This is a genomic window from Gluconobacter cerinus (assembly GCF_025961355.1).
Classification (GTDB): Bacteria; Pseudomonadota; Alphaproteobacteria; order Acetobacterales; family Acetobacteraceae; genus Gluconobacter; species Gluconobacter cerinus.
Genome location: NZ_JAOQNM010000001.1, coordinates 2,165,681 through 2,192,592, shown reverse-complemented (window position 1 = coordinate 2,192,592; position 26,912 = coordinate 2,165,681). Strand labels below are relative to the sequence as shown.

Annotated in this window: 19 protein-coding genes; 12 read left to right on the top strand and 7 right to left on the bottom strand. The window is 57.8% G+C overall.

Features of this window, described 5'->3' with window-relative positions; translation table 11 throughout:
• The first annotated feature begins 104 nt into the window (after positions 1-104).
• Genes M2305_RS10130 through M2305_RS10120 form a run of 3 tightly spaced genes read left to right on the top strand, consistent with a single transcriptional unit; the run spans position 105 to position 3,214 of the window.
• A complete protein-coding gene (locus M2305_RS10130; RefSeq protein WP_046901213.1) occupies positions 105-1,571 on the top strand; it encodes a S41 family peptidase in 1,467 nt (488 codons plus the stop codon).
• 30 nt (positions 1,572-1,601) lie between these two features.
• Positions 1,602-2,705, top strand: coding sequence for a divergent polysaccharide deacetylase family protein (locus M2305_RS10125; protein ID WP_264649269.1), 1,104 nt, complete (start codon positions 1,602-1,604; stop codon positions 2,703-2,705).
• Positions 2,702-3,214, top strand: a complete 513-nt coding sequence (locus M2305_RS10120; RefSeq protein ID WP_264649268.1) for an RNA pyrophosphohydrolase — start codon at positions 2,702-2,704, stop codon at positions 3,212-3,214. The genes M2305_RS10125 and M2305_RS10120 overlap by 4 nt, the downstream gene beginning before the upstream one ends.
• Here M2305_RS10120 and M2305_RS10115 read toward each other — a convergent pair.
• From M2305_RS10115 to M2305_RS10105, 3 genes are read right to left on the bottom strand one after another with little or no spacing between them, the layout of a single operon-like run.
• Positions 3,172-4,926, bottom strand: coding sequence for an ABC transporter ATP-binding protein (locus tag M2305_RS10115; protein WP_264649267.1), 1,755 nt, complete (start codon positions 4,924-4,926; stop codon positions 3,172-3,174). The two genes, M2305_RS10120 and M2305_RS10115, sit on opposite strands and share 43 nt — an antisense overlap.
• A gap of 56 nt (positions 4,927-4,982) precedes the next feature.
• A complete protein-coding gene (locus M2305_RS10110) occupies positions 4,983-6,188 on the bottom strand; it encodes a CCA tRNA nucleotidyltransferase (protein WP_264649962.1) in 1,206 nt (401 codons plus the stop codon).
• Positions 6,185-6,772 (bottom strand): DUF1285 domain-containing protein, encoded by a 588-nt coding sequence (locus M2305_RS10105; protein ID WP_264649266.1) that lies wholly within the window; start codon positions 6,770-6,772, stop codon positions 6,185-6,187. Before M2305_RS10105 ends, M2305_RS10110 begins: the two co-directional genes overlap by 4 nt.
• Positions 6,773-6,866: 94 nt before the next feature.
• Here M2305_RS10105 and M2305_RS10100 point away from each other — a divergent pair, with 94 nt between their 5' ends.
• From M2305_RS10100 to M2305_RS10080, 5 genes are all read left to right on the top strand, one after another.
• Positions 6,867-7,895 (top strand): AAA family ATPase, encoded by a 1,029-nt coding sequence (locus M2305_RS10100; protein WP_264649265.1) that lies wholly within the window; start codon positions 6,867-6,869, stop codon positions 7,893-7,895.
• Between the two features lie 5 nt (positions 7,896-7,900).
• Entirely contained in the window at positions 7,901-8,827 is a 927-nt protein-coding gene (locus tag M2305_RS10095; protein ID WP_264649264.1) for a DUF58 domain-containing protein, read from the top strand.
• On the top strand, positions 8,824-11,574 hold the full coding sequence (locus M2305_RS10090; protein WP_264649263.1) for a DUF4159 domain-containing protein: 2,751 nt from the start codon (positions 8,824-8,826) through the stop codon (positions 11,572-11,574). The genes M2305_RS10095 and M2305_RS10090 overlap by 4 nt, the downstream gene beginning before the upstream one ends.
• Entirely contained in the window at positions 11,571-13,619 is a 2,049-nt protein-coding gene (locus tag M2305_RS10085; RefSeq protein ID WP_264649262.1) for a VWA domain-containing protein, read from the top strand. The genes M2305_RS10090 and M2305_RS10085 overlap by 4 nt, the downstream gene beginning before the upstream one ends.
• A gap of 77 nt (positions 13,620-13,696) precedes the next feature.
• Positions 13,697-14,308, top strand: coding sequence for an ankyrin repeat domain-containing protein (locus M2305_RS10080; protein WP_099213186.1), 612 nt, complete (start codon positions 13,697-13,699; stop codon positions 14,306-14,308).
• A 90-nt stretch (positions 14,309-14,398) separates the two neighbouring features.
• Here M2305_RS10080 and M2305_RS10075 read toward each other — a convergent pair whose 3' ends face one another.
• From M2305_RS10075 to M2305_RS10060, 4 genes are all read right to left on the bottom strand, one after another.
• A complete protein-coding gene (locus M2305_RS10075) occupies positions 14,399-15,484 on the bottom strand; it encodes a site-specific DNA-methyltransferase (RefSeq protein ID WP_046901202.1) in 1,086 nt (361 codons plus the stop codon).
• Complete coding sequence (locus tag M2305_RS10070; protein ID WP_264649261.1) at positions 15,481-16,104, bottom strand: ribonuclease HII; 624 nt, start codon at positions 16,102-16,104, stop codon at positions 15,481-15,483. Before M2305_RS10070 ends, M2305_RS10075 begins: the two co-directional genes overlap by 4 nt.
• A gap of 147 nt (positions 16,105-16,251) precedes the next feature.
• Positions 16,252-16,875, bottom strand: a complete 624-nt coding sequence (locus tag M2305_RS10065) for a DUF4339 domain-containing protein (protein WP_086632958.1) — start codon at positions 16,873-16,875, stop codon at positions 16,252-16,254.
• A 62-nt stretch (positions 16,876-16,937) separates the two neighbouring features.
• The gene (locus tag M2305_RS10060) at positions 16,938-17,228 is read right to left on the bottom strand and encodes a CsbD family protein (protein WP_046901199.1); all 291 of its coding nucleotides are present in this window, start codon (positions 17,226-17,228) and stop codon (positions 16,938-16,940) included.
• Positions 17,229-17,518: 290 nt separating this feature from the next.
• On the opposite strand from M2305_RS10060, the gene M2305_RS10055 reads away from it, so the two are divergent.
• Genes M2305_RS10055 through M2305_RS10040 form a run of 4 tightly spaced genes read left to right on the top strand, consistent with a single transcriptional unit; the run spans position 17,519 to position 26,882 of the window.
• A complete protein-coding gene (locus tag M2305_RS10055) occupies positions 17,519-18,862 on the top strand; it encodes an efflux RND transporter periplasmic adaptor subunit (protein ID WP_099213183.1) in 1,344 nt (447 codons plus the stop codon).
• 24 nt (positions 18,863-18,886) lie between these two features.
• On the top strand, positions 18,887-22,072 hold the full coding sequence (locus M2305_RS10050) for an efflux RND transporter permease subunit (protein WP_264649260.1): 3,186 nt from the start codon (positions 18,887-18,889) through the stop codon (positions 22,070-22,072).
• Positions 22,069-25,347: an efflux RND transporter permease subunit gene (locus M2305_RS10045; RefSeq protein ID WP_264649259.1), complete on the top strand. Its 3,279-nt coding sequence runs from the start codon at positions 22,069-22,071 to the stop codon at positions 25,345-25,347. The genes M2305_RS10050 and M2305_RS10045 overlap by 4 nt, the downstream gene beginning before the upstream one ends.
• Positions 25,347-26,882 carry an efflux transporter outer membrane subunit gene (locus M2305_RS10040; RefSeq protein ID WP_086632955.1) on the top strand — a complete coding sequence of 512 codons (1,536 nt, stop codon included), beginning with the start codon at positions 25,347-25,349 and terminating at the stop codon, positions 26,880-26,882. The genes M2305_RS10045 and M2305_RS10040 overlap by 1 nt, the downstream gene beginning before the upstream one ends.
• The last annotated feature ends 30 nt before the right edge of the window (positions 26,883-26,912 follow it).

Here is a 26,912-nt window from a genome sequence, read left to right as displayed (position 1 = left end):
GACACTGTAAGATCACGTCTTAACATTTCGGCAACCCGTTTCGCGCTAGTTCACACACTGCAAGAGACGCCGGAAGCACGCCCGTTCCCGAGGATGGAGATCACATGAAGTTCCGTACTGGCCTGTTGCTGGGCACCGCCTTTCTGGCCGGACTGGCTGTCGGACCGGGCGCACTGCGTCTCGTCGGGTCCGCTGGCAGTTTCCCCACCGCCGCCATCGCTCGCGACGTCTCTCACGACAACAGCGCTGAAACCGTTCGCCTCCTGACCCTGCTAGGCACGGTCATGGATGTCGTGAAAGCCGAATACGTCCATCCCGTGACGGACAAAGATCTCATCAACAATGCCCTGGACGGCATGGTTGGCGAACTCGATCCCCACTCATCTTACATGACCGCCGCCCAGTTCAAGGACATGCAGACCGAGATTTCCGGCAAATTCGGCGGTCTAGGCCTTCAGGTTCAGGCTGAATCCGGCCATGTGCGCGTTGTGTCTCCAATTGATGGCACGCCCGCCGCACGGGCTGGTATCCAGACTGGTGATTTCATCACGATGGTGGATCACAAGAGCATTGATGGCCTGACGCTCGATCAAGCTGTTCGCAAGATGCGCGGCGATCCGGGAACGTCCATCAGCCTGACCGTGGTTCGTCCGAAAACAGGCAAGACACTCACGTTCGACATGAAGCGCGAAATCGTTCACGTCCAGATCGTAAGGTCGGCTCTGTACGGCAGCACTGCCTATATTCGTCTGACAGAGTTCGACGATGATCTCGAAGGCGCAATGCATGCCGCTTTTGACAAACTGAAGGCTGAAGCTGCCAAGAGTTCAGCCCACAAGCTGACAGGTATCATTCTTGATCTGCGATCCAATCCGGGCGGCAAGCTGGATCAGGCTATTGCCGTCTCTGATGACTTCATCAAGGAGGGAGAAATCGTCTCCATCCGCGGGCGGCATGCTGAAAACAACCAGCGCTGGGATGCGCGCGGCACGGACATCACAAATGGCCTTCCGATTGTCGTTCTGACCAATGGTGGCTCTGCGTCTGCCAGTGAAATCGTGGCCGGAGCGCTGAAAGACCATCGTCGGGCTGTCATTCTGGGTGAAAAGACGTTCGGCAAGGGGTCTGTCCAAACGCTGATTCCTATTGGAGATCAGGGTGCCGTTCGCCTGACAACAGCGCGTTACTACACGCCATCTGGGCGTTCCATCCAGGGACTGGGCATCACGCCTGACATCCCCGTTGCGGAAACCAAGGACGATGACGCCTATGGTTATCGGGAAGCAGACCTGTCCCACATTCTGACCAATGTCGGTGGAAACCGAACAGCAGAAACGCCTCGGACCGATTTGCCCCCGATCTCCAAGTCTATTCCAAAAGCTCCGCCGGCAGACTGGCCGAAATTTGATCTGACCAAACCTGCGACGGACTTCCAGCTGCAGCAGGCCATCAAGGTCGTCAACGCCATGGCTGGAATTTCCAATCCTGCACCGGCTGTAGAGCAGGCTACGGAAGTCAAAGCGCCTCCAGCAGACAAAAAGGCCGCCCCTGCACCGGCGCCGACGCACTAACCCGTAGAACGACACAGGACAGCCCAGACCGTGCAGAACCGTCCCGCTTCATCCCGCTCTGGGCTCTGGAGCCGCCTTCCCGTTATCGGGCGTCTTCTGATCGTGTTCTGGGGTGTCGTCCTGGTTGGTGGTACGTCAGCAGCCCTGATGCTTCGGCATCAAACACCTGCTGACGTGCCACCACAAAAAACCGAAACTGCTCTGGCGATACCGTCACACCCGCCAGAAAAGACTGCTTCCGGTGAAAAGACACACCCCCCGGCGACGCCAGTAAATCAGAGTTCCAAAGCTGCTCTCAACGCAAATTCATCGGTCTCACCAGCGCAACCTGCGTCAGCGATAAAAACGCCGGAAATGCCGCCCCCGATTGCGCAGACAACCCATACTGATCTGGCAACAATTACAGCTTCAGGCAAAAGCGTTGTGGCCATCGTGCTCGAAGGTTTCGGGTATTCAGACGCCATGACATATGACGTCCTTTCCCGCATCCCCGAGCCCGTTGCTGTCGGTGTCTCGCCCTATCTTGGCAACCTGACGGACGTCCTGTCCCGAGCACACGCTGCCCATCGCGAAACTTACGTCACACTCCCCATGCAAAGCGCTCATCCGGAGCAGGTTGACGAAGGCCCTCATGCGTTAGGCTATGGAAATTCGGAAGCGGAAGACCGACAGGAACTGGACTGGTGCCTCTCGCAGGCTAAAGGGGCCACAGGTCTAACCGATGCCTCCGAAGCCGGAGACAGCCAACCGGCAGACGGCTACGCAACTACGCCTGCATTTCAATCTCTGGCAGATACGATTTCCAGCCGTGGCTTTCTGTATATCAGCAGATCTTCGCAGGAAGACCGTCGTATCCGGGGTATGACAGCGTCCACGTGGATCAATGGTGACACAGATGCCAAAACGCTTGACGCAAAGTTTGCAGCCCTAGTCCCAGACGGGGCCAAGCCCACCCATATTCTGTTGATGATGGGGCCGCTGACACCCGTCGCAATCGACCGCCTTGAAGCATGGTTGAAAAGCCCGGCGGCAGAGGGTTTCATTCTTGTCCCGCCCTCCGCACTTGCCGACAACGGCACGATGGACCATCAGGCATCCATCCAGTCAACAGACATTCAGACGGCACCCCTATGACCGATTTTTCAGACCTGCCCTACCGCCCCAATGTTGGCGTGGCGTTGTTCAATCGTCATGGAGAGCTGTTCGTCGCCCGTCGCGCGGATCTTCCTGGAGACATCTGGCAATGCCCCCAAGGCGGTATTGATGACGGAGAAGACCCGCGAACTGCGGCCTTCCGTGAACTTGAAGAAGAAACTGGGTGCACGAAGGCGACACTGCTCGCAGAACGGCCGGACTGGTTGTCCTATGATCTTCCTGCTCCCCTGATTGGTCGCGCGCTAGGCGGAAAATTCAGAGGCCAGACACAGAAATGGTTCGTTCTCGGATTTGATGGGGAAGACGAGGATATCCGTCTGGATCTTCATCTCCCGCCCGAGTTCGATACATGGGAATGGATTGCCCCTGAGGATCTTCTTCAGCGCAATCTGGGGTTCAAACGAGAGCTTTATGAAAAGCTCCTGCCTGAACTCAAAAACCTCTTTCAGGCCGCTTCAAGAGACTGGCTTCGGACCAAGCGGGCGTAGAGACCGTTCTTTTTGAGCAGCTCAGCATGAGACCCAGATTCAACCGCTTTGCCTCCATCCATCACAACGATAACGTCGGCAGCCTGCACGGTTGAAAGTCGGTGCGCCACAATAACAGTGGTGCGGCCCGTGCGGAGCGTACCGAGAGCTTCCTGAACACGAGATTCACTCTCGGAATCCAGCGCACTTGTTGCTTCGTCCAGCAACAGTACGCGCGGGTTACGCAGAAGAGCCCGCGCGAGAGCAACACGCTGTCGCTGCCCCCCTGAAAGGCGCCGTCCCCCCGGCCCAACACGCGTTTCCAGTCCATAAGGAAGGTTACCGAGAAAATCGACAGCCGCCATCCGACAGGCGTTCTCGACCTCTTCCCTGCTCGCATCCGGGCGGCCAATCCAGATATTCTCCATGAGCGACATATCGAAAAGCGTCGTGTCCTGACTGACATACGCAATCGCATCACGCAGGGACGATACGCGCACATCCCGGATATCTACGCCCTCCAGCAGAATACGCCCTGCCGTCACGTCATGCAGACGTGGGATAAGGGAGAGTGCAGTCGATTTTCCCGCACCACTAGGGCCCACCAGCGCAACTGTTTGCCCCGGTTGAACATCCAAGGTCAGACCGGCCAATCCGACACGCCCATCTTCGTATTCGTAAGACGCCTCTTCGAAAACCAGATGTCCAGTTCCAGTTGGGACCGCCAGCGCATCCGTCCGTTCGACAACCGCAGGAGGCTCATCAATCACTGCAAAGACGCGAGACAGCCCGGCCAATCCTTCCTGCATCGCCGTATTGAGAGAACCCAGAGCCCGAATTGGGCGCGCCGCGGTCAGCAGCGCTGTGATGAAAGCTGTGAAATCACCAAGCGTGGCGCCCCCCATGGCGGCACGCCACCCGGCGAAGCCCAGCACAACGGCAACCGCTGTACCTCCCAGAACTTCCAGAACGGGATCGACGCGTGCACGTCCCTTCGCAATCCGCAGAAAAGCAGTGTGCAACAGATCCAGAGAATGATCGACGCGCTCGCTTTCCCGGCTTTCCATCCGGTAAATGCGCACCTGACGCGCCAAGGCAAAGCTTTCATTGAGGAGCGCAGAGGTCTCGCCAATCTGCTCCTGCATTCCCCCCGAAGCCCGACGAACCTTCTTGCCAAGCTTCTGAATCGGAACTGCTGCAACGGGATAAAGCACCAGAGCAATCAGGCTGAGTTCCCAGTCAGCCCAGATCATGGCTGCTACAAGCCCAACCACAGTAACAGCGTCGCCCAGCGCATTCACGACCCGGACCATGGCTTCACGGATCGAAACAGCGTCCGTCGTGAAACGTGCGGCCCACTGAGCAGGCGCTTCGCGCTCAATGCGCGAAATGTCTGTTTGCAGGGCATGTGCGAACATCCGCGACTGAAGCCCACGGATAACAGTCAGTACCAGCCCCTGAACGGCAATTGTCTGCCCGTATTGGGAGGCAGCCTTGAGGGTCGTCACAATCACAACGAGGGCCGGAACCTGGTAAAGAATGCGCGGGTCCTGAGCCGCAAACATGTCTACAGCGCGTTTGATCACCACTGGATAGAGCGCTGTCAGTCCTGCCATCAGAACCGTCAGCACAACCACGCTCACAATCTGGCGCACGTGATGACGCATTTCATCACGCCAGATCCGTCGAATCAGAATCTGGCTGTCTGTATCAAGGGCTGTCTTTCTGCTCATTCGAGGGGGTTTAGCAGGCCTCTGCAAAAGCACGAAACCGCGACGACACCATGTGCCTACTCTGACGCGTCGCCCATCTCATCCAGAAGATACGCCATGCATGCGTCTCGGCCCGGAAGGCACCCGTGGTTCATCCACCACATACGCCCCTTAGCCAACCACTGCCCCATGCCTGGGCCTGGCATAATCCCGGCGTCTCTGGCCTCTTTGCCTCCAAGCGGGAACACAGGTTGTGGTTCCTGCGTCAGACGATCTCGCAGCCTGTTCCATTCAATACTCGGGGCACCCATGAGAGCAGCCTGCAACAGCCAGCTTCTATCCAGCAAAACGGGAAGGTTTTGTTCTACACGTGCTCGCCGGACATCGTCGGCAGACATTGCGGGTGCCATATCTGGCCGATCAGAATCAAACAAACGCAGCCGGTCACGATCCGCATTGGAGAGCCTTAGACGCTCTGCCAGCACTTTGCCTTGCCCATGACCGAGAGCCGAGAGCCGCAGCACTGGATCTTCTGGCGCTTCACACATCAGAAGCTGCTGTAACAAGACCAAATTGGGTACGGGGACAATCCGAGCCAAAAGGCCGACGTCCTGCATAGCCTGCAACGTTTCCCGCAACCTTGGCCCCGTCAGGATCCGCAGCAGCTCTGAGGCAATCCGTTCGGCAGACAAGCCATCAATCAGATCAAGCCGTTCCGTAATCGCCGTGCAGGCCTCATGATCGGGTGTTCCCCTGCCATAACGTGCATCGAAGCGAAAAAATCTGAGCGCCCGCAGAGCATCTTCCTCAATGCGACGCCCGGCATTTCCAACAAATCGAACGTGATGGGCTTCAAGGTCCCGGCTGCCCTGGAAATAGTCATGCAGCCGATCATGCCGATCCAGAGACATCGCGTTGATGGTAAAGTCGCGGCGTGCGGCGTCTTCTTCCCAGCTTTCAGTCCAAGCAACAACAGCATGCCGACCATCTGTCTGCTCGTCACGCCGTAGGGTTGTAATTTCGTACGGCACCCCCCGAATCACAGCCGTCACAGTGCCATGGGATAATCCGGTCGGAATAACCCGGACTCCGTCGGCCTTTAGAATGTCCTGTACGATTTCGGGGGGCTCAGGTGTTGCCATATCCAGATCGTGCACGGAGACGCCCCGCAGCAGATCTCTGACGGACCCGCCAACCAAACGTGCGTCTGGCAGGAGCCTCCACAACACATCCAGACCACTCCGGTCGTCCAGACGGGCCAGAAGTCCGGATGTATCCGTCATGGTTGGCGGGATAACGGGAAGAAACAGTCCTGACTCCAGACGCCCAGACACGGCTTGCCCTCAACATGGCCCTGCACGGCAAGAGCCGCGAGCTCAAAATGGACGGATCGGCTGATTCGCGCCTGGATCGGGAAATCACCTTCCCCGTTTCTCACACGAACGTAAGGAATGGCTCCACACTCATCGAGCGGACGATCCCAGTCACACGCGATAGGGTGTTCCGGCCCCACGCAAACGAGTTCGTCCATATTAGTGCGGAAACAGAGCGTCTGGTGGCGCCCACAACTTCCCCGAAAGTCCATTTCAACGGCGATGTAGGGGACGTCCTCGACCTGAATAACCCCGCTTTCCATGGGCGTTTTCAGCCAGTACGTGCCTTCGCTATCGCGTGTCAGCATGGACGAAAACATGCAAAGCATCGCCTTGCGTGTCACGGGAGACCCCCGATACAGCCAGGTGCCATCCCGGCGAATCAGAAATGGAATTTTCCGGACACCGGTAGCCGGTGCTGGAGCCGCATCAGCAGATCCCGTCGCGGGGAAAACGTCAGATGGGGAGACATCCCGACAATCATGAGCGCTCAATTTTCCCTCCGGTTAAAATGAAAACTTCTCTTCTCACACCAAGTTGGGTGCAATCGAGCCTTGATGAAACCCCCACACCTGTCAGACTGGTGATATGAGCGAGCAGCATTATTCTACCGGCGCCTCCGCCGGAACCCTCCGGGGCGAAGCAGATGTGGCCGAGGCCGATCGTCTGGCCCCTGTTCTCCGCGATGTCCATACAGCTATCGGCAGTATCGTGCTGGGACAAGACCGGGTGATCGAGCAGGTTCTCGTCACGATCCTGTCTGGCGGTCACGCACTTCTGATGGGTGCGCCGGGCCTCGGCAAAACCCTTCTCGTCAACACGGCCTCGCGCGTGCTGGGACTGGATGCCACGCGTATCCAGTTTACGCCTGATCTGATGCCGTCAGACATCACGGGTGCTGAAATCCTGGATCAGGACGTCAACGGACAGCGGGCGTTCCGATTCCTTCCTGGCCCGATCTTCGGACAACTTGTGCTGGCGGATGAAATCAACCGCGCGAGCCCCCGCACGCAGTCCGCCCTGTTGCAGGCCATGGCAGAACACCGCGTAACGCAGGGGGGCAAGGATTACGTCCTTCCAAGCCCCTTCCACGTTCTCGCAACACAGAACCCGATCGAGCAGGAGGGCACCTACCCGCTTCCAGAAGCCCAGCTCGATCGATTCATGCTTCGCATTCCGCTGGATTTCCCAAATCGTGACGCAGAGCGCCAGATGCTCCTGCAAACCACGGGCGCCACAACGGCACAGGCTCCGACGCTTCTGAACGCCGAATCCCTTCTGGCAGCTCAGGCCCTCGTTCGTCGGCTTCCTGTTGGCGATAAAATCGTTGACGCAATCCTGAGCCTGACGCGCGCCCTTCGTCCAGAAGACCCGTCTGCTTCTTCCGAAGTCCGGGACGCCGTTTCTTTCGGCCCAGGTCCTCGCGCCGCGCAGGCCCTGATGATTGCGACCCGTGCCCGCGCCCTGCTGAACGGCCGTCTTGCCCCCAGCCTGGACGATGTCATCGCGCTGGCAGAACCCGTCCTCTCACACCGTATCGGTCTTGGCTTCGGTGCGCGGGCCTCCGGCGTAACAGTCGAAGCCCTGATCCGCGCGCAGGCTCAAACGATTCTCTGACCCCTGTGAAAAGTCCGATTGAAACGCTCCGGGGCCTGTTCTCCTCCCAGAACAGGCACTCTCCCGCCTCTCTTACGGCACCAGCCGAGCGGCTCGCTCTGCCGGCTCTGCTGCTTCAGGCCGAAAAGATTGCAGCCAGCCTTCAGGCCGGCGCACATGGCCGCAGACGTTCCGGGAGTGGAGAAGACTTCTGGCAGTTCCGTCCCTATCACTCTGGGGAACCGGCAACGGCCATTGACTGGCGGCAGTCCGCGCGCTCTCCCATCGAAAACACGTTCTGGGTGCGGGAACGGGAGCGGGAAAACGCCCAGTCTCTGCTCGTGTGGTGCGATCCCTCTGCATCCATGGACTGGCGGTCTTCCAACCAGCTCCCCACCAAACGGGAGCGTGCTCAGCTCTGTACACTGGCACTGGCCGGTGCGGCTCTCCGCGGTGGTGAACGGGCTGGCCTTCTGACAGGGCCAGAAGCCGGACGCGTTTTTGGTGGAGCTCAGGTGCTCAGCCGTCTCGGCGAGGCTCTCCTTCACTCTTCGACGGATGAACCAGAACTTCCTCCACTAAATGCGCTGTCACCTCAGACAGATCTGGTTCTCATCAGTGACTTTCTTTGGGAAGAAGACCGGATCGAAGTCGTTCTCAAGCATTGTGCCAGTCGGCCTGTCCGCGTCCATCTGCTCTGCATTCTGGATCCCGGCGAGCGTTCCCTTAACCAGACAGGACGAATCCGCTTTTCCGGTCTGGAGGGCGGTGTTCTGACCCTTCCCGCCGTGGAAAGTCTCAATTCAGCTTATGAACACGCGGTCTCAGCGCATCTGGATGCGTTGAAAGCAAGTGCGGCAAACCTGCATGCCGACTGCATTGTGCATGAAACATCGCAGGACCCACTCCCTGCGCTGCTGGCCCTCCACCTCGCCATGGGAAGCGGACGATGATTTTTCTCTCGCCTCTTCTTCTGCTTGGTCTGCTGGCACTTCCAGCGCTGTGGTGGCTTGTCCGCGCGACACCTCCTGCCCCGCAGGAGAAATCCTTTCCATCGCTGCTGCTGCTCCGCCGCCTGACGGCGCAGCGGGAGGATGCAGCCCGTTCGCCTCTTTGGCTCCTGATTCTGCGGATTGCCACAGTTGCACTGGTTATTTTTGGCCTTTCCCGTCCCGTCCTCATTCCACACAGTTCTGGAAAGACGAACGGTTCTGTCCTCATTGTTATGGATGACGGATGGGCCGCAATCCCACACTGGAATGAACGCGTTGCAGCAGCTCTTTCCCTTGGACAATCAGCTCTCCGCAGCGGAAACCCGGTAACACTTGTTCGTGCAGCCCGCTCCCCCGATGGCGCGATGCCGGAGCCTTTCGTCACGAGAGACAGCCACGCTCTTTCGGAACGTCTCGAGCACATACGCCCTCAGCCTTGGCCGGTTGATCGCGCAGGGCTGGCTGACGAGCTTGGCCATATGGATCTGTCGAACCAACATATTACTCTGCTATCTGACGGGGTCGCCGCCCCTCATGACGAAGCTCTGCAAAACGCCCTGAGCAAAGCAGAATCCGTGCAGGATATGCGCTGGAACCCCTGCGATGTTCTACGCCTGAGTGCCAATCAGGAGGCAAACGGCACTCTTTATGCGAAGATCGAAGGATTTTCCTGCCCCAGCCGGACAGTTACGGTTCGTGCCGTTGCAGGGAATGGTGGGACCTTGGCAGCATATCCGGTTCAGGTTGGCGAAGACAAAATACTTCCGCTACCTGCGCTGCTTCGTAACCAGCTGGATCATTTCGCTGTAGAAGGCCTGGCAGGCCCAGCGACAACAGTGCTGAGAGGAGACGCCGGGCATCGTCGCCCTGTTGGTCTCCTTCAGACGCCCGGCGACAACACACCGCTCATTGGTTCAGCATTCTTCCTTAACCATGCGCTCGATACACTCTCGGAACGCCGAACCGGTGACGCGAGCGCTCTGCTCGGTTCATCACTTTCCGTCTTGGTGGCCACCGATGGTTCCCTGTCTGGCGACCAGACCCGCAACCGCGTTCTCGAGTGGGTCCGCCATGGTGGAATGCTTATCCGCTTTGCTGGGCCGGGCCTTGCAGCCGCTCAGTCTTCGCAACAGGATAACGCGACCGACGACGCCTCGGATGCTCTGCTGCCCGTTCCCCTGATGAGCGGTATGCGCCAGCTTGGGGGGCCGATGTCCTGGGGCAAGCCTCAGGCTCTGGAAACTTTCCCCGCCACGTCGCCTTTTGCTGACCTCGCCATTCCGCCAGACGTGACAGTCTCACGACAGGTTCTTGCGAAGCCGGAAACGGGTTTGCAGGATCACGTCTGGGCCGCATTGGCAGACGGGACGCCGCTGGTCACGGCACGGTCGGAAGGCAATGGAGAAATTGTCCTGTTCCACATCACAGCCTCTCCGGACTGGTCCAATCTTCCCATTTCCGGCCTATTCCCACAGATGCTAGAGCGTCTGATCGAGCGCTCCGCAGGTGTGACTGGCACGAGCCCCACCGATCTTGCCCCTTGGCGCACACTGGACAGCACCGTCGGCCTCACTATGCCGCCCGCAGCGGCCAGAGCCGTCAAAGCCAATGCTCTTGCCACCACAGAGGTCAGCGTCACACATCCAGCAGGGCTCTATGGTCCCGCCCACGGAACACGCCCACTGAACCTGTCCGATCACGCGCCCCCTCTTCGGGAAGAGGCGCTCATGGGAGCGCAGCTTACGCCCGAGGGCGCGTCACCAGATCGGCCGCTTGGCCCATGGCTTCTTGCCACCGGACTGCTGGTCCTGCTTGTGGATTTTGCATTGTCCCTGCGACGGCGGGGCCTGCTTGGCCCTCTGTGTGGTGCACTTGTGGTACTTTCCTTCCAACAGGCTCAGGCTCAGCAACCAGTCCCCTCAGCACTCCCGACAACTGTGCCGCAGGCCGCATTGGAGACCCGGCTGGCTTACGTCGTCACTGGGAATGACGATGTGGATACAGCCTCCCGGGAGGGACTTCAGGGATTGTCTGACTATACAAGTGCCCGAAGCTCTGCCCTTCTTGGGCACCCTGACGGTGTTGTTCCCGGGAAAGACGATCTGGCGTTCTATCCGCTCATCTACTGGCCCATTACAGCAGATGCACAACCGGATGCCGCTCGCACCAAAGCCCTGAACGCCTTCATGGATCACGGCGGGATTCTGCTGATTGATCAGCAGGGCGCCGGCACGGATATGGATGCAGGATCAGGAGGCGCCGTGAGAGCCGCTCTGAAGCGCGTCACGGACGGACTGACCATTCCTCCTCTTGCCAAACTCACGGACAAGCACGTTCTGGGGCACACGTTCTATCTACTCCACAGCGGCTTCCCTGGGCGCGTCAATGGGCAGCCCGTTTATGTGGCTCGTAACGGAGATGAAGCGAACGATGATGTCAGCCCCGTCATCATCGGCAACGGAGACTGGGCCCATGCATGGGCTGTCGATGCGTCCGGCAACCACCCTTACGCCGTACTCCCCGGCGGTGATGATCAGCGCACACAAGCCTATCGTTTTGGTGTCAACATGGTGCTCTACGCCTTGACCGGAAACTACAAGAGCGATCAGGCCCATTACCCGGAAATGCTCCATCGTCTGGGGCAGGACAATCCTGACACGCAAAGCCCCTCCGTCGGCACGGACGAAGACGAGGAGGACGCACCATGACGTTCGACCTTGCCCCCATGCTTCCACTTTGGCTTCTGGCTACTGTGGGCGCACTCATTATTCTAGGCGCCCTTTACGGTCTGGTGCGTGGTGCACGCGGGATGGTCTGGCGTGCGTTAGCCGTTCTGATGCTTCTGGGCTGGATGGCTGGACCGCGCTCCCTGCACCCTGTTCTTCGGCCTGTTCCACAGGATGCCCTCCTGATCGTGGATCATTCTCCGTCCATGCAGGTCGGGCAACGTGCGTCTCTCGCAGATCAGACAGCCAATCAGATCACGCAGGACGCAACGCACCTGCCGGGCCTGACACTTCATCGCATTGATGTGCCGGGAGGCTCCGGCCACGGAACGCGCCTGTTTGACGCGATGGATCACGCGGATCTGCCGCAAGGTCGTTTTGCCGGAGCCATCGTTGTCACGGACGGCATGGATCATGACGTCCCAGCACGGCTTCCAACTCGCTTTCAGGGCCCGAACGGACAGAGACTACCGCTTCATCTGGTTCTGGCGGCGAAGGGAGAAGAAACAGATCGTCGTCTGCGAATTTTGAGCACTCCGCCGTATGCCATTGTCGGCCAGAACGCGACCATTCGCCTTCAAGTCGACGATCTGGGAACGCCCACCCCGGCGACAGCAACCCTGACTGTCCGTGCGGGAGACGCTCCTGCAACGACCCGGACGATCCAAACAGGCCAGCCGCAGGATATTACCGTTCCTGTCCAGCATCCCGGTGAAACACTGGTTGGCCTCTCCGTCTCAGCCCTCCCGGGCGAGGCCTCTACGCTGAACAACAATGACGTTATTCGCATTCGCGGTGTTCGGGACCGGCTGCGTGTTCTGCTGGTTTCTGGCGTCCCGAACCAGAGTGAGCGTGTTTGGCGCCGCCTGCTGAAAGCGGACCCGTCGGTCGATCTGGTCCACTTCACCATTCTCCGCTCCCCGAGCACAGATGATGGCACCCCGCTTTCGGATCTGGCGCTGATACCTTTCCCCATCAGGGAACTGTTTCAGGAAAAAATCCGCAGCTTTGATCTCATCATTCTGGATGGATTTCGCAACAGCAACATCCTGCCGGAAGAGTATCTGACAAACATCGCGGATTATGTTCGCCGTGGTGGTGGCCTGCTTGTCACGGCGGGGCCGGAATTCGTGCAGGATGGCTCCTTGCAGGACACGACACTGGCTCAGGTTTTTCCAGCACATGTCCCAACCGATGGTCTCGTAACGCAGGCTTTTCGTCCGGCCCTGACAGACCTTGGCAAAGCTCATCCGGTCACTGCGGGACTGGGAAACAGCGCTGACTGGGGCCCTTGGTACCGCTCAGCGAAGGTGGATCAGTCCCACGGCCAGAATCTAATGAGCGGCCCCAATGGCTCACCTCTCCTTCTGCTTGACCGAGTGGATCAAGGGCGCGTGGCGATGCTGCTGTCTGATCAGCTTTGGCTCTGGTCCCGAAATGAGGGCGGAGGCGGTCCACAGGCTGAATTGCTGCGCCGTCTTTCGCACTGGCTCATGAAGGAGCCGGATCTCGAAGAAAACCGACTGAGTGCCCGCATTGAAAATGGTCAGCTTGTGGTGGACCGTCACGCATTGGGTCAGACAACAATAACACCGCAAGCCATGGTCACCTTTCCGGACGGGCACACCCAGCCCCTCCCCATGACAGGCGGAAAAGGCCTTTGGCATGGCACAGTGCCTGTAACAGGCAGCGGGATCTGGACCATCCGGCAAGATGGCCTCGTGGCCTTCGCCAGCCCTGCCGCACAGGATATTCTTGAACGGCAGGACCTCCGCGCGACCGCAACAGTTATGGGCGCCACGGCCCAGGCATCGGGCGGAAGCCAGAACTGGGCAGGAATCGGTATTCCTCATCTGCGCCAGGTCACAGCTGGTCAAGATCTCTCCGGCTCCGGGTGGATCGGCCTGCCTGTGAGTCAGGCTGCGGTCGCAGGAGAGACACGTACACAGGACCTTGTTCCGGCATGGCTGGCGCTCGTTCTGGCTCTGATATTCCTTGGCGTGGGCTGGTGGCGGGAAGGACGTTGATATTGCAGCATGTGACAAGTTGCGGACGACGATTCTGGAGACTCGCACAGGACTTCAGATCGCAGTATATTGACCCTATGCGACTGCCCCTCACCCTGCCCCGCCTTCTGCTGATTGCCGCTTTGGCAGCCACACCGACAATCTTCGTGCCCTGGCACTCTGCCCATGCGCAGGATGCCGATGACGCGGAAGCTGAACAGGATGCGGAAGAATCTGCCAAAAAGGCAGAAGCCCGCAAGGCTGCCAAACGTGCAGCCCCTCCTTCAGCCCTGCCAGGTGCAGAGGCCGCAGATGACGACGCAGGTCATGCGCGTGTGGACACGAACCCGACGACAGCTCTCTTCGACGCCATCAATCGCGGCTCGCTGAATGCGTCCAAGGAAGCCTTGAATCGCGGTGCTGACATGAATGGCCACAACATTCTTGATCAGACCCCGCTGGACATGGCGATTGACCTGAACCGCAAGGACATCATGTTCCTGCTGCTTTCCATGCGGACCTACAATCCGGATGGACGTCTGGAAACGAGCGTTAAGGATAGCGGCGTGCAGATGAAAGGTGGCAGCGGTCACCTGACAATCGGCGGCAAAGCCTCGACAGCAACCCGTGCGGCGCCTTCTCCTCATTTCGATGAAAAGGGCGGTACCGCTGATCCGGCATCCGGCTTCCTTGGATTTGCAGGACGCTGATTTCCTAACGTTTTAGAAACAGAAAAGGCCTGAAGGAGAGTTCTCCTTCAGGCCTTTTTTATAATCTGCTTTCCAGAGCGGAAGGACGCTTTAGCCCACGTTTCGCAGGGCAACGCTTTCCTGACGCAGAATATCAATCGGCACCATTTCTCCGTCCCGCTCAAAGAACCAGAACGTCCACCCATTGCACGAAGGCGCATTGGTCAGCATTGCGCCCAACTTGTGAATGGAACCACGCTGATTGCCTGATACCAGCGTGCCATCTGGCGTAACCGTTGCCTTCAGACGCTTCTGACGATCATACAGTGCCGTTCCCGCAGGCAAGACACCTGTTTCCACAAAGCTCCCAAACGGAATCCGTGGAATATCGCGTTTGGCGGGCGTAACAGCAACATGCTCGGACGTCAGACGTTCCTCGCGGGCAACCCGCTCACGCGCAGCCTTCACATAATCCGGGTGACGTTCAATTCCGACGTAGTGACGCCCCAGTCGCTTGGCCACCGCAGGTGTCGTGCCACTACCACAGAATGGGTCAAGCACGACATCCTCAACATTCGTGGACGCCACAAGCACACGATGCAGAAGGCTTTCCGGCTTCTGCGTTGGATGCAGCTTCAAACCGTGCTCGTTCTTGAGGCGCTCGTTCCCCGTGCACAACGGTAAGTACCAGTCTGATCGCATCTGAAGGTCGTCGTTCAGCGCTTTCATGGCTTGATAATTGAAGCGATAACGGCTCTGCGGGCTCTTGGCCGCCCAGATCATCGTTTCATGAGCATTCGTAAACCGGCGCCCACGAAAATTCGGCATCGGGTTGGATTTGCGCCAGATAATGTCGTTCAGGATCCAGAACCCAAGATCCTGAAGAATGGCACCGAGACGAAACACGTTATGATAGGAGCCGATCACCCAGATCGTGCCGTCCTTGTCCAGAATACGATGTGCTTCTGACAGCCACTCACGCGTGAATTTGTCGTACGCCGAGTAATCGTCGAACTTGTCCCAGGCATCATCGACGCCATCAACGACAGTTTCGTCCGGGCGCCGAAGTTCGCCACGAAGCTGAAGATTATATGGCGGATCGGCAAAGATGCAGTCCACGCTGCCATCCGGCAGGGTCTTCATCGTCTCCACGCATTCACCACGCAGGATCTGGTCCACTGGGAGTTCGCCGGTCATGCTGCGTGTGCCTCTGCTTCAATCATGTTTCGAATAGGCGCAAATCCGCGCCTGTGATGGGGCGTCACACCCTGTGTTTTCAGGCCGCTCATATGAACAGCGGTGCCATATCCGGCATTGCGCTCCCATCCATAGGCATCATGCCGAACAGCAAGACGGGCCATCAGGCGGTCTCGTGTAATTTTTGCGATAATAGAGGCTGCGGCGATGGAGAGGCTGATGCCATCTCCACTAATCACCATCTGAATGGGACAGGGCAGCTTGGGCGCGTGCTTGCCATCAACCAGCGCGAGATCCGGCATACGATCCAACCGGTCCAACGCCCGTCTCATGGCCAGGTGGCAAGCCTGCGCAATGTTGATCTGTTCAATTTCCGTGACGGATGCTGCGCCCACCCCAATCAGGATGTTCGGCGCCTGCATCAGCAGGTCATAGGCGACCATACGACGCTTCGCTGTCAGTTTCTTGGAATCATCAAGAAGGCGCGAAAGCGTTTCATCAGGGGGAGAGGTGAACGCAACGGCTGCTGCGACTACAGGTCCAGCCAGAGGACCACGCCCGACTTCGTCGATCCCGACGACCAGCCCGCCATGGGCCGCTTCAAGGGCGTAATCTGGCATTCCTGAACTTCTCCCCGACCAATCCGGTCAATCAACTGACTACCGAATCGGTTTTGAATCATGGCGACTCGAAAGGGAAGCCCAAAAATGGGTTATTTTTCAGAATAAGTTGTCAAGTGTGCCTCGAAAGACTCTTTCTCGTGCCTTTCAGAGGTTTTCCTGCTCGCCGTCGCCTTCCGCGGGGTCCTGAGGAGCACTGGTCACATGGTGACCATGCTTCACCTGCTGCTGTATTTCCGGCCAACGGCTGAGGGTGTCACCGATGTTGAACACGAGCAGTACAAGGCTCACGACAAGAAGCGACCGGCCTCGTCCGGTGATCTGACGGCGGCGCCAGAAATAACCAGGCAGGAAAAGCCACCACCAGAACCCCGGCGGTGTCGCGCCTGTTTCCCGGATCGAGTTCCGATCCATGAAAAACGCCGTAAAGAACAGACCTAGCACCAGAAGACTAACTACGGACATCGTGTTCATGCGGTCGGCTTCTGCCACGTGCCGCCAGTCCATGATGTAGAGCGTTACACGTCCCATGATCCACGGGCCAACAAGCAGCGCCCAGGCCCAGTGCTCTGAAATTTCTGCGGAAGGACGCACAAGTCCGGTCAATGGCGATACCAGCCCGGCGGACGATGCCGGACGCCAGGAATCCCCAAAGGTTGACGTCCAGACCAGCGTCTCCGGACGAATCCGCTGCTGCATGATCAGACGCAGAATTTCTTCACGGGATACGGGCCCTGTCTGCTGCCCGTTATTCTCGTAAAACCATTCCATAGAAAAAGCCTCCCGGATTACTCCGGGAGGCTTCTAGCACACGAAGTAATGCGTGTGTGAAATCAGCTGCTCTTGCGACCGAACAGCAGGCCGCCAACAATCATGCCAACGACGGTGGCAATGACGATGGAGATAAGCGGACGGTCCTGAACGAAAGCCGTAGCGGCTTCAAGCTTCGTTTCGCCTTCGTCATAAAGATCAGCGAATTCCTGCTGAGCCATCCCCGAAAGCTGGTCAAACTTGCCTTCAGCCTGCGTGGCCGTGTCACCCGTCAGACCACCAACGCCGTCCTTGACCTTGCCCTTGACTTCATCAAGAAGGCCCTCGGCCTTTGTACCTGTCGTATCAGCCATGTCTGTATCTCCTTATCCGGATGTGATCCGTTCCTGTCTTAAACGGCTCACGGACCATCGGGTTTCCATAAGGATATGGTGCGAGCGTGAAATGAAGCAAGAGAGAGATTGCCTTGAAAAGCAATCTCTTAGCCTTCCATGTTTCAAATTCGTTGCTGAACCTGAACAGGATTTAAGGTCCCGTCATGGCAGCATTGCATTCGCTGCACTATAAGAGAACAACTGACGGAAGGATGCCGTTTCTCAGGCGCATCCATGCCAAAAAGCTGTACGGGAAAGACAGGACCACTATGGACGAGCAGACGGCCGGACCCAGCGACCGCCACCAGAGCATCAACGCCCAGTCCCCCACACCAGCCCGACGCCCCCGCCGTCGCTGGCTGCTATGGGGCACAATTGTTCTGGTGATTCTGCTGATCCTTTTTGCAGTCCTGCGGACGCATGGATCTCATTCCGGAAAATCGCGCAAAAACGGCGCAGCGGGCGACACGCAGCCTGTTGCTGTTGCCACGGTGCATACAGGCGACATGCCTGTGATCCTGCAACTGATTGGCACCGTCGTTCCCGTAACGAACGTAACGATTACACCCCGCGTGGATGGCCATATTCTTGATGTTTATTATCAGGAAGGCCAGCACGTTAAAAAGGGCGATGAACTGGAACTGATTGATCCACGTCCGTACGAAGCAATTCTTGCCCAGTACAAAGGAACACTTGCAGCTGACCGCGCCCAGCTTGAAAAAGCCCGTGTGGATAATGCCCGTTACCAGAAGCTGATCCGTCAGAATTCAACATCAGCGATGACAGCTCGGGATCAGGAATTCACGGTTCAGCAACTTGAAGGCACCGTGAAGTTCGACGAAGCCAACGTCCATAACGCCGAACTGAACGTGATGTACTGTCACATCATTGCCCCGGTTGATGGCCGCGTCGGCATCCGTGTGCTCGATAAGGGCAACTATGTCTCTGCCGGCCAGTCCGGCGGCCTGACAATCCTGACGCAGATGGAGCCAATCTCCGTTATCTTTACTGTGCCGCAAAACCAGATTGGCCCGGTTGCTGACCGTCTGCGTGAAGTTCAGGAACTTCCGGTCGAAGCCTGGAACAGCGATAACACCCAGAAAATCGCCACTGGCACCGTGAAGGCGCTGGACAGCCAAATCGACACGTCCACCGGCACGGTCCGTATGCGTGGCATTTTCGCCAATGAAGACGAACGACTGTTCCCGAATGAATTCGTGAATGCCCGCCTGCTCGTCAATACACTGCACAACGTTCTTATCGTGCCGGGTAATGCTCTTCAGACAGGCCCGGACGGACAGTTCCTTTATGTTGTGCAGCCGGACATGACGGTGAAGGACCTTCCGGTCAAGGTTGGCGAGACGGACGACAGCAACGCCGTCATTCTGTCCGGTGTGAAAGCTGGTGATCGTGTCGTGACTGATGGCGTGAGCCATCTGCGCCCGGGTCAGAAAATCTCGATCCCTGACACCTCCGCGCCCACGACACAGAATGCTGCAGCTGAAGCCAAAACGGCCGAGACCCATCATCGCCATAGCAATGGTCAGCAAAGCACTGATGCCGCCAAGCGTGGCAATGATCCGTCCGCAGCCGATGTCACCGGCAATCACTGACCGCTCACAGGGAACAGCAAGACCGTGAATCCGTCCCGCCTGTTCATCGAGCGTCCGGTTGCCACCAGCCTCCTGATGTTCGCCATCCTGCTGAGCGGACTGCTCGGCTACCACTTCCTGGCAGTCTCAGCTCTGCCACAGGTTGAATATCCAACCATTACGGTATCGACCTATTACCCGGGCGCCGGACCAGACGTGATGAGCACGTCCATTACGGCTCCGCTCGAAACGCAGCTGGGCCAGATGCCGGGCCTTGACCAGATGACGTCTCAGTCTTCTGGCGGTGCGTCGGTCATCACTCTGCGCTTTGGCCTCGACATGTCCATGGACGTGGCCGAGCAGGAAGTTCAGGCCGCCATCAACAACGCGACATCGTTGCTGCCAACGGATCTGCCAGCACCTCCGATTTATGCGAAGGTCAATCCGGCGGATACTCCGGTCCTGACACTGGGTATCACGTCGAAAACCCTGCCGCTTCCGGAAGTGGAAGATTACGTCAACACGCGTCTTGAGCAGAAGATCAGCCAGATCTCCGGCGTGGGCCTTGTCACGCTGTCTGGCGGTAATCGCAAGGCGTACCGCATTCAGGTCAACATCCCGAAGCTGACATCATACGGCATCGCGATCGATACGCTGCGGACCATCATCACAACGGTGAACGTCAATTCCCCAACCGGCACATTTGACGGCCCCAAGCGCTCTACGTCCCTGCGCATTGATGGGCAGATCAAGTCCGTCGATCAGTTGATGGACCAAATCATTGCCTATCAGAACAGCGGCCCGATCCGCGTTCGTGATGTGGCTACGGTCGTCGAAGGTGCTGAGAACACTCAGTTGGCGGCATGGTCGAACAAGACCCCTGCCCTGATCCTGAATGTTCAGCGTCAGCCCGGCGCCAACGTGATTGGCGTGGTGGATAACGTTCTGCGCATCCTGCCGCAACTCAAGCAGGATCTCCCTCCTGGCATCGAAATCACACCGCTGACAGACCGGACAACAACCATCCGTGCCTCTGTTGACGATGTTGAATACGAGCTGGGTCTGTCCATGCTGCTCGTTGTCGGCGTCATCTTCGTCTTCCTGCGCAATGTCCCTGCCACAATCATTCCCAGCCTGTCGGTCCCGCTTTCGCTGGTGGGCACCATGGCGGCAATGTATCTGCTCGGGTTCTCGCTCGATAACCTGTCGCTGATGTCCCTCACCATTGCCACAGGCTTTGTGGTGGATGACGCCATCGTGGTGATCGAGAACATTGCCCGCTACGTGGAAGCTGGCGAAGACCGTTACACCGCTGCCCTGAAGGGTGCCGGCGAAATCGGCTTTACCATCATCTCGCTAACGGTTTCGCTGATCGCAGTGCTCATCCCACTGCTGTTCATGAAGGATGTCGTGGGACGCCTGTTCCACGAATTCGCCATGACGCTCTCCATCACGATCGTCATCTCGGCCATCGTGTCCATCACCCTGGTTCCAATGATGTGCGCGCGGATGCTGACGGATACGCACGCTCCGTCCAAGAGCCGTGGAATCTGGGGCCGCCTCTCCGACGGCACCGAGCGTGGCATCAATGGTATGATTGCCTTGTATGGCCGCTGGCTGGACGTGGTTCTGCGGTTCCGTGGCCTGACGCTTCTGGTCACGCTCGGAACAATTATCCTGACGGGCGCACTGGCCTACACAATCCCAAAAGGCTTCTTCCCAACGCAGGATACTGGCGTTGTGCAGGGCATTTCCGTCATGTCGCAGGCCATTTCCTTCAATGGCATGAAAGAACGTCAGGCCGCTTTGGGCGCCGAGATCCTCAAGGATCCAGATGTAGCCAGCATCTCCTCCTTTGTGGGAATTGACGGCCAGAACATGACGCTGAACGTCGGTCGTTTCCTGATCAATCTCAAGGCGCGGGACGAGCGCACCTCCGACCTGTCGACCATCCTTCAGCGTCTGGGCCAGGTCGGCCATAATGTCATCGGAACGCAGCTGTTTGTTCAGCCGATTCAGGATCTGTCTCTGGATTCCTCAATTTCGGCCACACAATACCAGTTCATGCTTGAGAACCCGGATTACGACACCTTCAAGACGTGGGTTCCAAAAATTGTCGACGCGCTGAAACAGGAGCCTTCCCTGTCGGATGTCACGTCCGATCTGCAGGCTGAAGGTCTGGTTGCCCAGCTCTCGCTGGATCGTGCAACGGGTGCGCGTTATTCCATCACGCCGCAGACAGTCGATAACCTTCTGTATGACAGTTATGGCCAGCGTCAGATCTCAACAATCTACACGCAGGCCAACCAGTACCGCGTCATTCTGGAAGCGCTTCCAGATCTTCAGAACGACCTGACGTCCCTCAACCAGTTGTACCTGCCGGGAATTTCATCCGAAGCAGGCAGCAGCACCTCCGGACCGACACGTCAGCCGACTTCCGGGTTGGTCCCGCTGAAGCAGGTTACGACAATCAGTCATAGCCTTGCCCCCCTCCTCATCAGTCATTACGGCCAGTTCCCAGCCACGACGATCTCTTTCAACGTCTCGAAAGGGTATTCGCTCGGTGCGGCAACGAGTGCCATTGAACGGGTTGAGAAGCAGCTTGGCCTTCCCCCAGCATTTGAAACTGCGTTCCAGGGCACAGCCGCAGCTTTCCGCTCGTCTCTAACGAACGAAGTCTGGCTTGTTATGGCTGCGGTCATCGCGGTCTATATCGTGCTGGGTATTCTCTATGAGAGCTTCATCCACCCCATCACCATCCTGTCCACGCTGCCTTCCGCTGCTATCGGCGCGCTGATTGGCCTGTACCTGTTCGGTATGGACCTCGACATCATGGGGATCATTGGCATCGTGCTGCTGATCGGCATTGTGAAAAAGAATGCCATCATGATGATCGACTTCGCACTCGAGGCCGAGCGACTGGAAGGACACACACCGCTCGAAGCCATTCGCCAGGCAGCTCTCCTGCGTTTCCGTCCAATCCTCATGACGACGCTGGCCGCCCTGTTTGGTGCCCTGCCTCTCATGCTGAGCCATGGCGTCGGCTCCGAACTGCGCCGCCCCCTCGGCGTGGCGATTGTGTGTGGCCTGATGCTGTCACAGATGCTGACCCTGTTTACCACTCCGGTCATCTATCTGTTCATGGACGGCATCGGTCGTAAGACAAGGACGCTCATGCAGCGCTATCACGCAGGCCGGGCGCAAACTCCAAGCACGCACAGCAACCCGTGAAGCTGATCCGACTTTTCGTCATGCGGCCAGTTGGAACGATCCTTCTGGCCGTCGCGCTCCTGATCGGCGGCATCCTGGGCTATTTCAGCCTGCCCGTCGCCGATCTGCCGAACGTGGACTTCCCGGTCATCATGGTGATGGCGAACCAGCCTGGCGGATCTCCGTCCGAGATCGCCAGTACAGTCGCAGCGCCGCTGGAGCGGCATCTGGGCGCGATTTCGGGCGTGACGGAGATGACGTCTGAATCAACGGTCAATCAGACGCGCATTACTCTTCAGTTTGACCTCTCCCGCGACATCAATGGTGCCGCACGAGACGTCGAAGCTGCACTTCAGGGCGCACGCCAGGATCTTCCCTCCACTCTGCGCACAAACCCGACTTACGACAAAGCCAACTCCAACGGCCCCCCGGTTGTTGCACTGACGCTGACGTCCAGCACACGGACGCCACAGGAGCTTTATGAATTTGCCAGCAACGTTCTGATTCAGCAGCTCAGTCAGGTTGAGGGCGTGGGCGAAGTCGAAATCCGCGGCAGTTCCCTCCCCGCGGTTCGCGTAGAACTAAATCCTCTCCGCCTGTTCCGCTATGGCATTGGTTTCGAAGATGTTCGCGCGGCACTTGCATCAGCCAACGCTCACACGCCGAAGGGTTTCATTGACTCCCACGGCACGCGTCTCATGCTGTCCACCAACGATCAGGCCAGCAAGGCAGTGGATTATCGTGGGCTTGTCGTCGCCTATCGTGACAGCCAACCTGTTCGCCTGACAGACGTCGCGGAAGTCAATGACAGCGTTGAAGATCTACGCCAGACAGGCTTCCTCAACGGTCAGCGCGCCATCATCTGTACGGTGTTCACACAGGGTGGCGCCAACGTCATCAAGACTGTTGATGGTATCCGCAAGCGCCTTCCCATTCTTCAGTCGGCAATGCCGGGCAACACCCATATCAACGTCCTGATTGACCGATCCAAGACAATCCGCGCGTCCCTGAATGATACGAAACAGACCCTCATCATAGCTGTGGTGCTGGTCGTCGTCGTTGTGCTGCTGTTTCTGCGCAGCCTGTCCGCCATTCTCATTCCAGCGATCGTCGTCCCCATTTCGATTATCGGAACGTTTGGGGTGATGTCGCTGCTGGGTTATCAGCTCGACAATATGTCTCTGATGGCCCTGACAATCTCCACCGGTTTCGTTGTGGACGATGCCATCGTCGTTCTTGAAAACATCACCCGCTACATGGAAATGGGTCATGAGCGGATGGAAGCCGCCATCCTTGGGGCCAGCGAAGTTGCCTTCACGGTTCTATCCATCACCGTGTCCCTGATTGTGGTTTTCGCTCCCATCATGTTCATGGGGGGCATTGCGGGTAGGCTATTCCACGAATTCGCGATGGTAATGGTCATTACCCTGACCATTTCCATGGTTCTGTCCCTCTCCCTCACCCCGATGCTCAGCGCACTGATCCTCACCTCTGCGCCAGCCGCGTCACAGGGTTTCTGGGGCAAAATTGGTTCCCTGCTCGAACGCATGATCGACCGCGTCGCGAAAGGCTACGAGCAGTCGCTAGGATGGAGCCTTCGGCATCCGTTCCTGATCGTCATGTCTCTGCCAGCCACCCTGATTTTGGCTGGTGTTCTCTTTGTGAAAATGCCCAAGGGCTTCTTTCCCTCTGAAGACACCGGTCAGTTGATGGGGCGTCTGGTCGCGGACCAGTCCGTGTCCTTTCAGTCTCTTAAAGACATCACGGCTCACGCCATGAAGGTTGTCGCGGCTGACAGGGATGTCGCGGGTGTTATGGGCGGCGCTGGCGGGCGTTCTGCCAACTCTGCCAATCTTTTCGTTGCACTGAAGTCTAAAGAGGAACGTAAGGACGATCTGGCTGCCACGGTGCAACGCATCAACCGGGCCTTTTCGAATGTTCCAGGTGCGCAGCTCCGTCTGATGGCCCCTGGTGCCGTCCGTATAGGTGCGCGCTCAGGTGACGCAGCCTATCAGTATTCGCTGGAAGGTCCGTCGGCCGAAGATCTCTATGAATGGACGCCGAAGATTGTCTCGGCGCTCTCAAAAATTCCTCTGCTGATGGATGTTTCATCCAACGTGGAAGAAGGCGGTCAGGCCATTGCCATTGCGATCAACCGCGATATGTCTTCCCGGTATTCCATCACGCCCCAGCTCATTGCCAATACACTCTACGATGCGTTCGGACAGCGCTCAGCTTCTGTTATTTACGGAAATCTGAACCAGTATCACGTGGTGATGGAAGTCGCTCCGCGATACTGGGAAAGCCCCGAAACGCTAAAACAGATGTGGGTGAGTGCCTCTGGCGGAACAGCCGCAGGTGGCACGTCTTCGAACAACCTGCGTGTTCGAGCCGACACCACAACCAGCACGCTCTCGCAAAGCGAGCAGTCCTACATTAACTCTGTGGCCAATGCTCTGGCTGGTGGAAAATCCGCGTCCAGTGGTGCCGCCGTCGCAACAAGCGTTTCCAACATGGTGCCGCTATCGGTGCTTGGATACCAGCGCGCAACAAACACGGCCCTGACGGTCAACCATGATGGCCTCTCGGTTGCAACGACCGTGTCTTTCAACCTTGCCCCAGGAGCGTCCCTCGGGCCTGCCGTGCAGGCCGTTGAAGCCGCTATGGTCAAACTGCATGTTCCACCGACCATTCACGGTGGGTTTGCTGGCAACGCCGCTGCCTTCCAGAAGTCTGTCAGTGATGAGCCTCTGCTGATCCTTGCGGCTCTTGCTGCGGTCTACATTGTTCTGGGTATGCTTTATGAGAGCCTCATTCATCCCCTGACGATCCTGTCCACGCTCCCTTCCGCTGGCGTCGGCGCGCTGCTCGCCCTTCAGTTGTTTGGGCAGGAGTTCTCACTTATGGCGATGATTGGTGTCATTCTTCTGATTGGCATCGTCAAAAAGAACGCCATCATGCTGATCGATTTTGCACTCGTGGCGCAACGTGAGGGCGCGACAGCTTTTGAGGCTATCCAACAGGCGAGTGTTCTGCGGTTTCGCCCAATCCTCATGACGTCTCTGGCCGCAGCCTTTGGTGCCGTGCCTCTCGTCTTCGGGAATGGATATGGCTGTGAACTGCGCCGACCGCTTGGCATCGCCATTCTCGGCGGCCTGATGGTTAGCCAGCTTCTTACGCTCTACAGCACGCCCGTCGTGTTTTTATACCTTGATCGTTTCGGAAAAATGCTCGGCCGCGCCCGACATCACTTTGCCATTCTGCTTCACATCTCGCCCCGGGAAACGGAAATCTGATGACCGTCCTTCGTATGCCTTCCCTGCGTACTCTTCTGCTGGGAGCCGCAGCCCTGCCTTTCCTGAGTGGGTGCATGGTTGGACCGAATTACCATCGTCCTTCGGCAGTCATTTCTCCGCATTTCAAGGAAGTGCCTCCCCCAGCTGGCTGGAACAAGGCACGCCCGGATCTGGTGCAGATGCCCAAAGGCGACTGGTGGACCATCTTTAATGATCCGCTTCTCAATGATCTGGAAGAACGGATCGCAACGTCCAATCAGAGCCTGAAGGAATACGAAGCGCAGTACCGCAAAGCCGCTGCGACAATCGATTCCATCAAGGCAAGCCTCTACCCCACACTAAGCGGAAATTTCAGCTTCAACAGAAATTCACAGGGAAGCAGTGCCTCAAGCACGAGTGGCGGCTTCACGTACACATCGTCGCAGTCCTACACGAGCAACACCTGGGCTACTGGCCCATCCGCCAGCTGGACGGTTGACGTCTGGGGAAAGATACGTCGGCAGGTGCAGCAACAGGTCGCCGCGACGCAGGGCGACGCCGCACTGGTTGCCAGTATGCGCTTGTCCTACCAGCTGACACTGGCGCAGGACTATTTCAGCATGCGCTATCAGGACAGCCTGATTGATCTCTACACGCGCAACGTGGGTCTATACCGGGATAATCTCAAAATCCTTGAGAACCAGCTTGAGGCTGGTGTTGCAGATCCAACAAGCGTTCTTCAGGCTCGATATCTGCTGCAGTCCACCGAAGCCAGCCTTGCCAATGCTCATATCGCTCGCGCACAGTATGAGCATGCCATTGCAGTGCTGACCGGTCGAGCACCGGCAGATGTCACTATCGCTGCGGCACTGCTGCCCAAGGAGATTCCAGCAGCGCCGGTAGCCGTTCCGTCCATGATCCTCGAACGCCGGCCAGACGTCGCTCAGGCTGAGCGGAACATGGAAGCCTATAACGCAGAGATCGGATATGCGATTGGCGCCTTCTTCCCGGAGATCACGCTTTCTGCGTCTTATGGATACAGCGGCAACCCACTCCAGCAGCTGATCCAGACAGCCACGCGCACCTGGGGCCTGGGTGCTGCAGCCACGGAAACGATCTTCCAGGGAGGCGCTCGAACAGCGGCTGTCCGTGAAGCTGAGGCAGATTACGATAATGCGGTTGCCACATATCGACAGACCGTTCTGGCCGCCATGCAGGACACGGAAGACCAGATGTCCAACCTGCACTATCTCGATCAGCAGCTAGGACTTCAGAACCAGGCTGTTGCGAGTGCCGAGGCCGCCGTACGAGTATCCATGAACGAGTATCTTGCGGGGACGCAGATCTATACGACCGTTATCACGGCACAGCAGACTGCCCTTCAATATGAAGAAAGTCAGCTGAGCATCCGTCAGCAGCAATTCAATGCGGAAGTTGCTCTGCTGACAGATCTTGGCGGCGGCTGGAATTCCAAAGACCTGCCGACAAAAGCCTCTCTTCAGACAGACAATCCGTTGCTGCCGTCATTTATCCAAAAAGACAAAAACGGGCGCTAAAAAACAAAAAGGGCGGGATCATCAAGATCC

Excerpts from the sequence above, each read along its gene's own strand:
- M2305_RS10130 (WP_046901213.1), top strand. The coding sequence starts at position 105 with ATGAAGTTCCGTACTGGCCTGTTGCTGGGCACCGCCTTTCTGGCCGGA.
- M2305_RS10120 (WP_264649268.1), top strand. The coding sequence starts at position 2,702 with ATGACCGATTTTTCAGACCTGCCCTACCGCCCCAATGTTGGCGTGGCG.
- M2305_RS10115 (WP_264649267.1), bottom strand. The coding sequence starts at position 4,926 with ATGAGCAGAAAGACAGCCCTTGATACAGACAGCCAGATTCTGATTCGA.
- M2305_RS10110 (WP_264649962.1), bottom strand. The coding sequence starts at position 6,188 with ATGACGGATACATCCGGACTTCTGGCCCGTCTGGACGACCGGAGTGGT.
- M2305_RS10100 (WP_264649265.1), top strand. The coding sequence starts at position 6,867 with ATGAGCGAGCAGCATTATTCTACCGGCGCCTCCGCCGGAACCCTCCGG.
- M2305_RS10090 (WP_264649263.1), top strand. The coding sequence starts at position 8,824 with ATGATTTTTCTCTCGCCTCTTCTTCTGCTTGGTCTGCTGGCACTTCCA.
- M2305_RS10085 (WP_264649262.1), top strand. The coding sequence starts at position 11,571 with ATGACGTTCGACCTTGCCCCCATGCTTCCACTTTGGCTTCTGGCTACT.
- M2305_RS10080 (WP_099213186.1), top strand. The coding sequence starts at position 13,697 with ATGCGACTGCCCCTCACCCTGCCCCGCCTTCTGCTGATTGCCGCTTTG.
- M2305_RS10075 (WP_046901202.1), bottom strand. The coding sequence starts at position 15,484 with ATGACCGGCGAACTCCCAGTGGACCAGATCCTGCGTGGTGAATGCGTG.
- M2305_RS10070 (WP_264649261.1), bottom strand. The coding sequence starts at position 16,104 with ATGCCAGATTACGCCCTTGAAGCGGCCCATGGCGGGCTGGTCGTCGGG.
- M2305_RS10065 (WP_086632958.1), bottom strand. The coding sequence starts at position 16,875 with ATGGAATGGTTTTACGAGAATAACGGGCAGCAGACAGGGCCCGTATCC.
- M2305_RS10060 (WP_046901199.1), bottom strand. The coding sequence starts at position 17,228 with ATGGCTGATACGACAGGTACAAAGGCCGAGGGCCTTCTTGATGAAGTC.
- M2305_RS10055 (WP_099213183.1), top strand. The coding sequence starts at position 17,519 with ATGGACGAGCAGACGGCCGGACCCAGCGACCGCCACCAGAGCATCAAC.
- M2305_RS10040 (WP_086632955.1), top strand. The coding sequence starts at position 25,347 with ATGACCGTCCTTCGTATGCCTTCCCTGCGTACTCTTCTGCTGGGAGCC.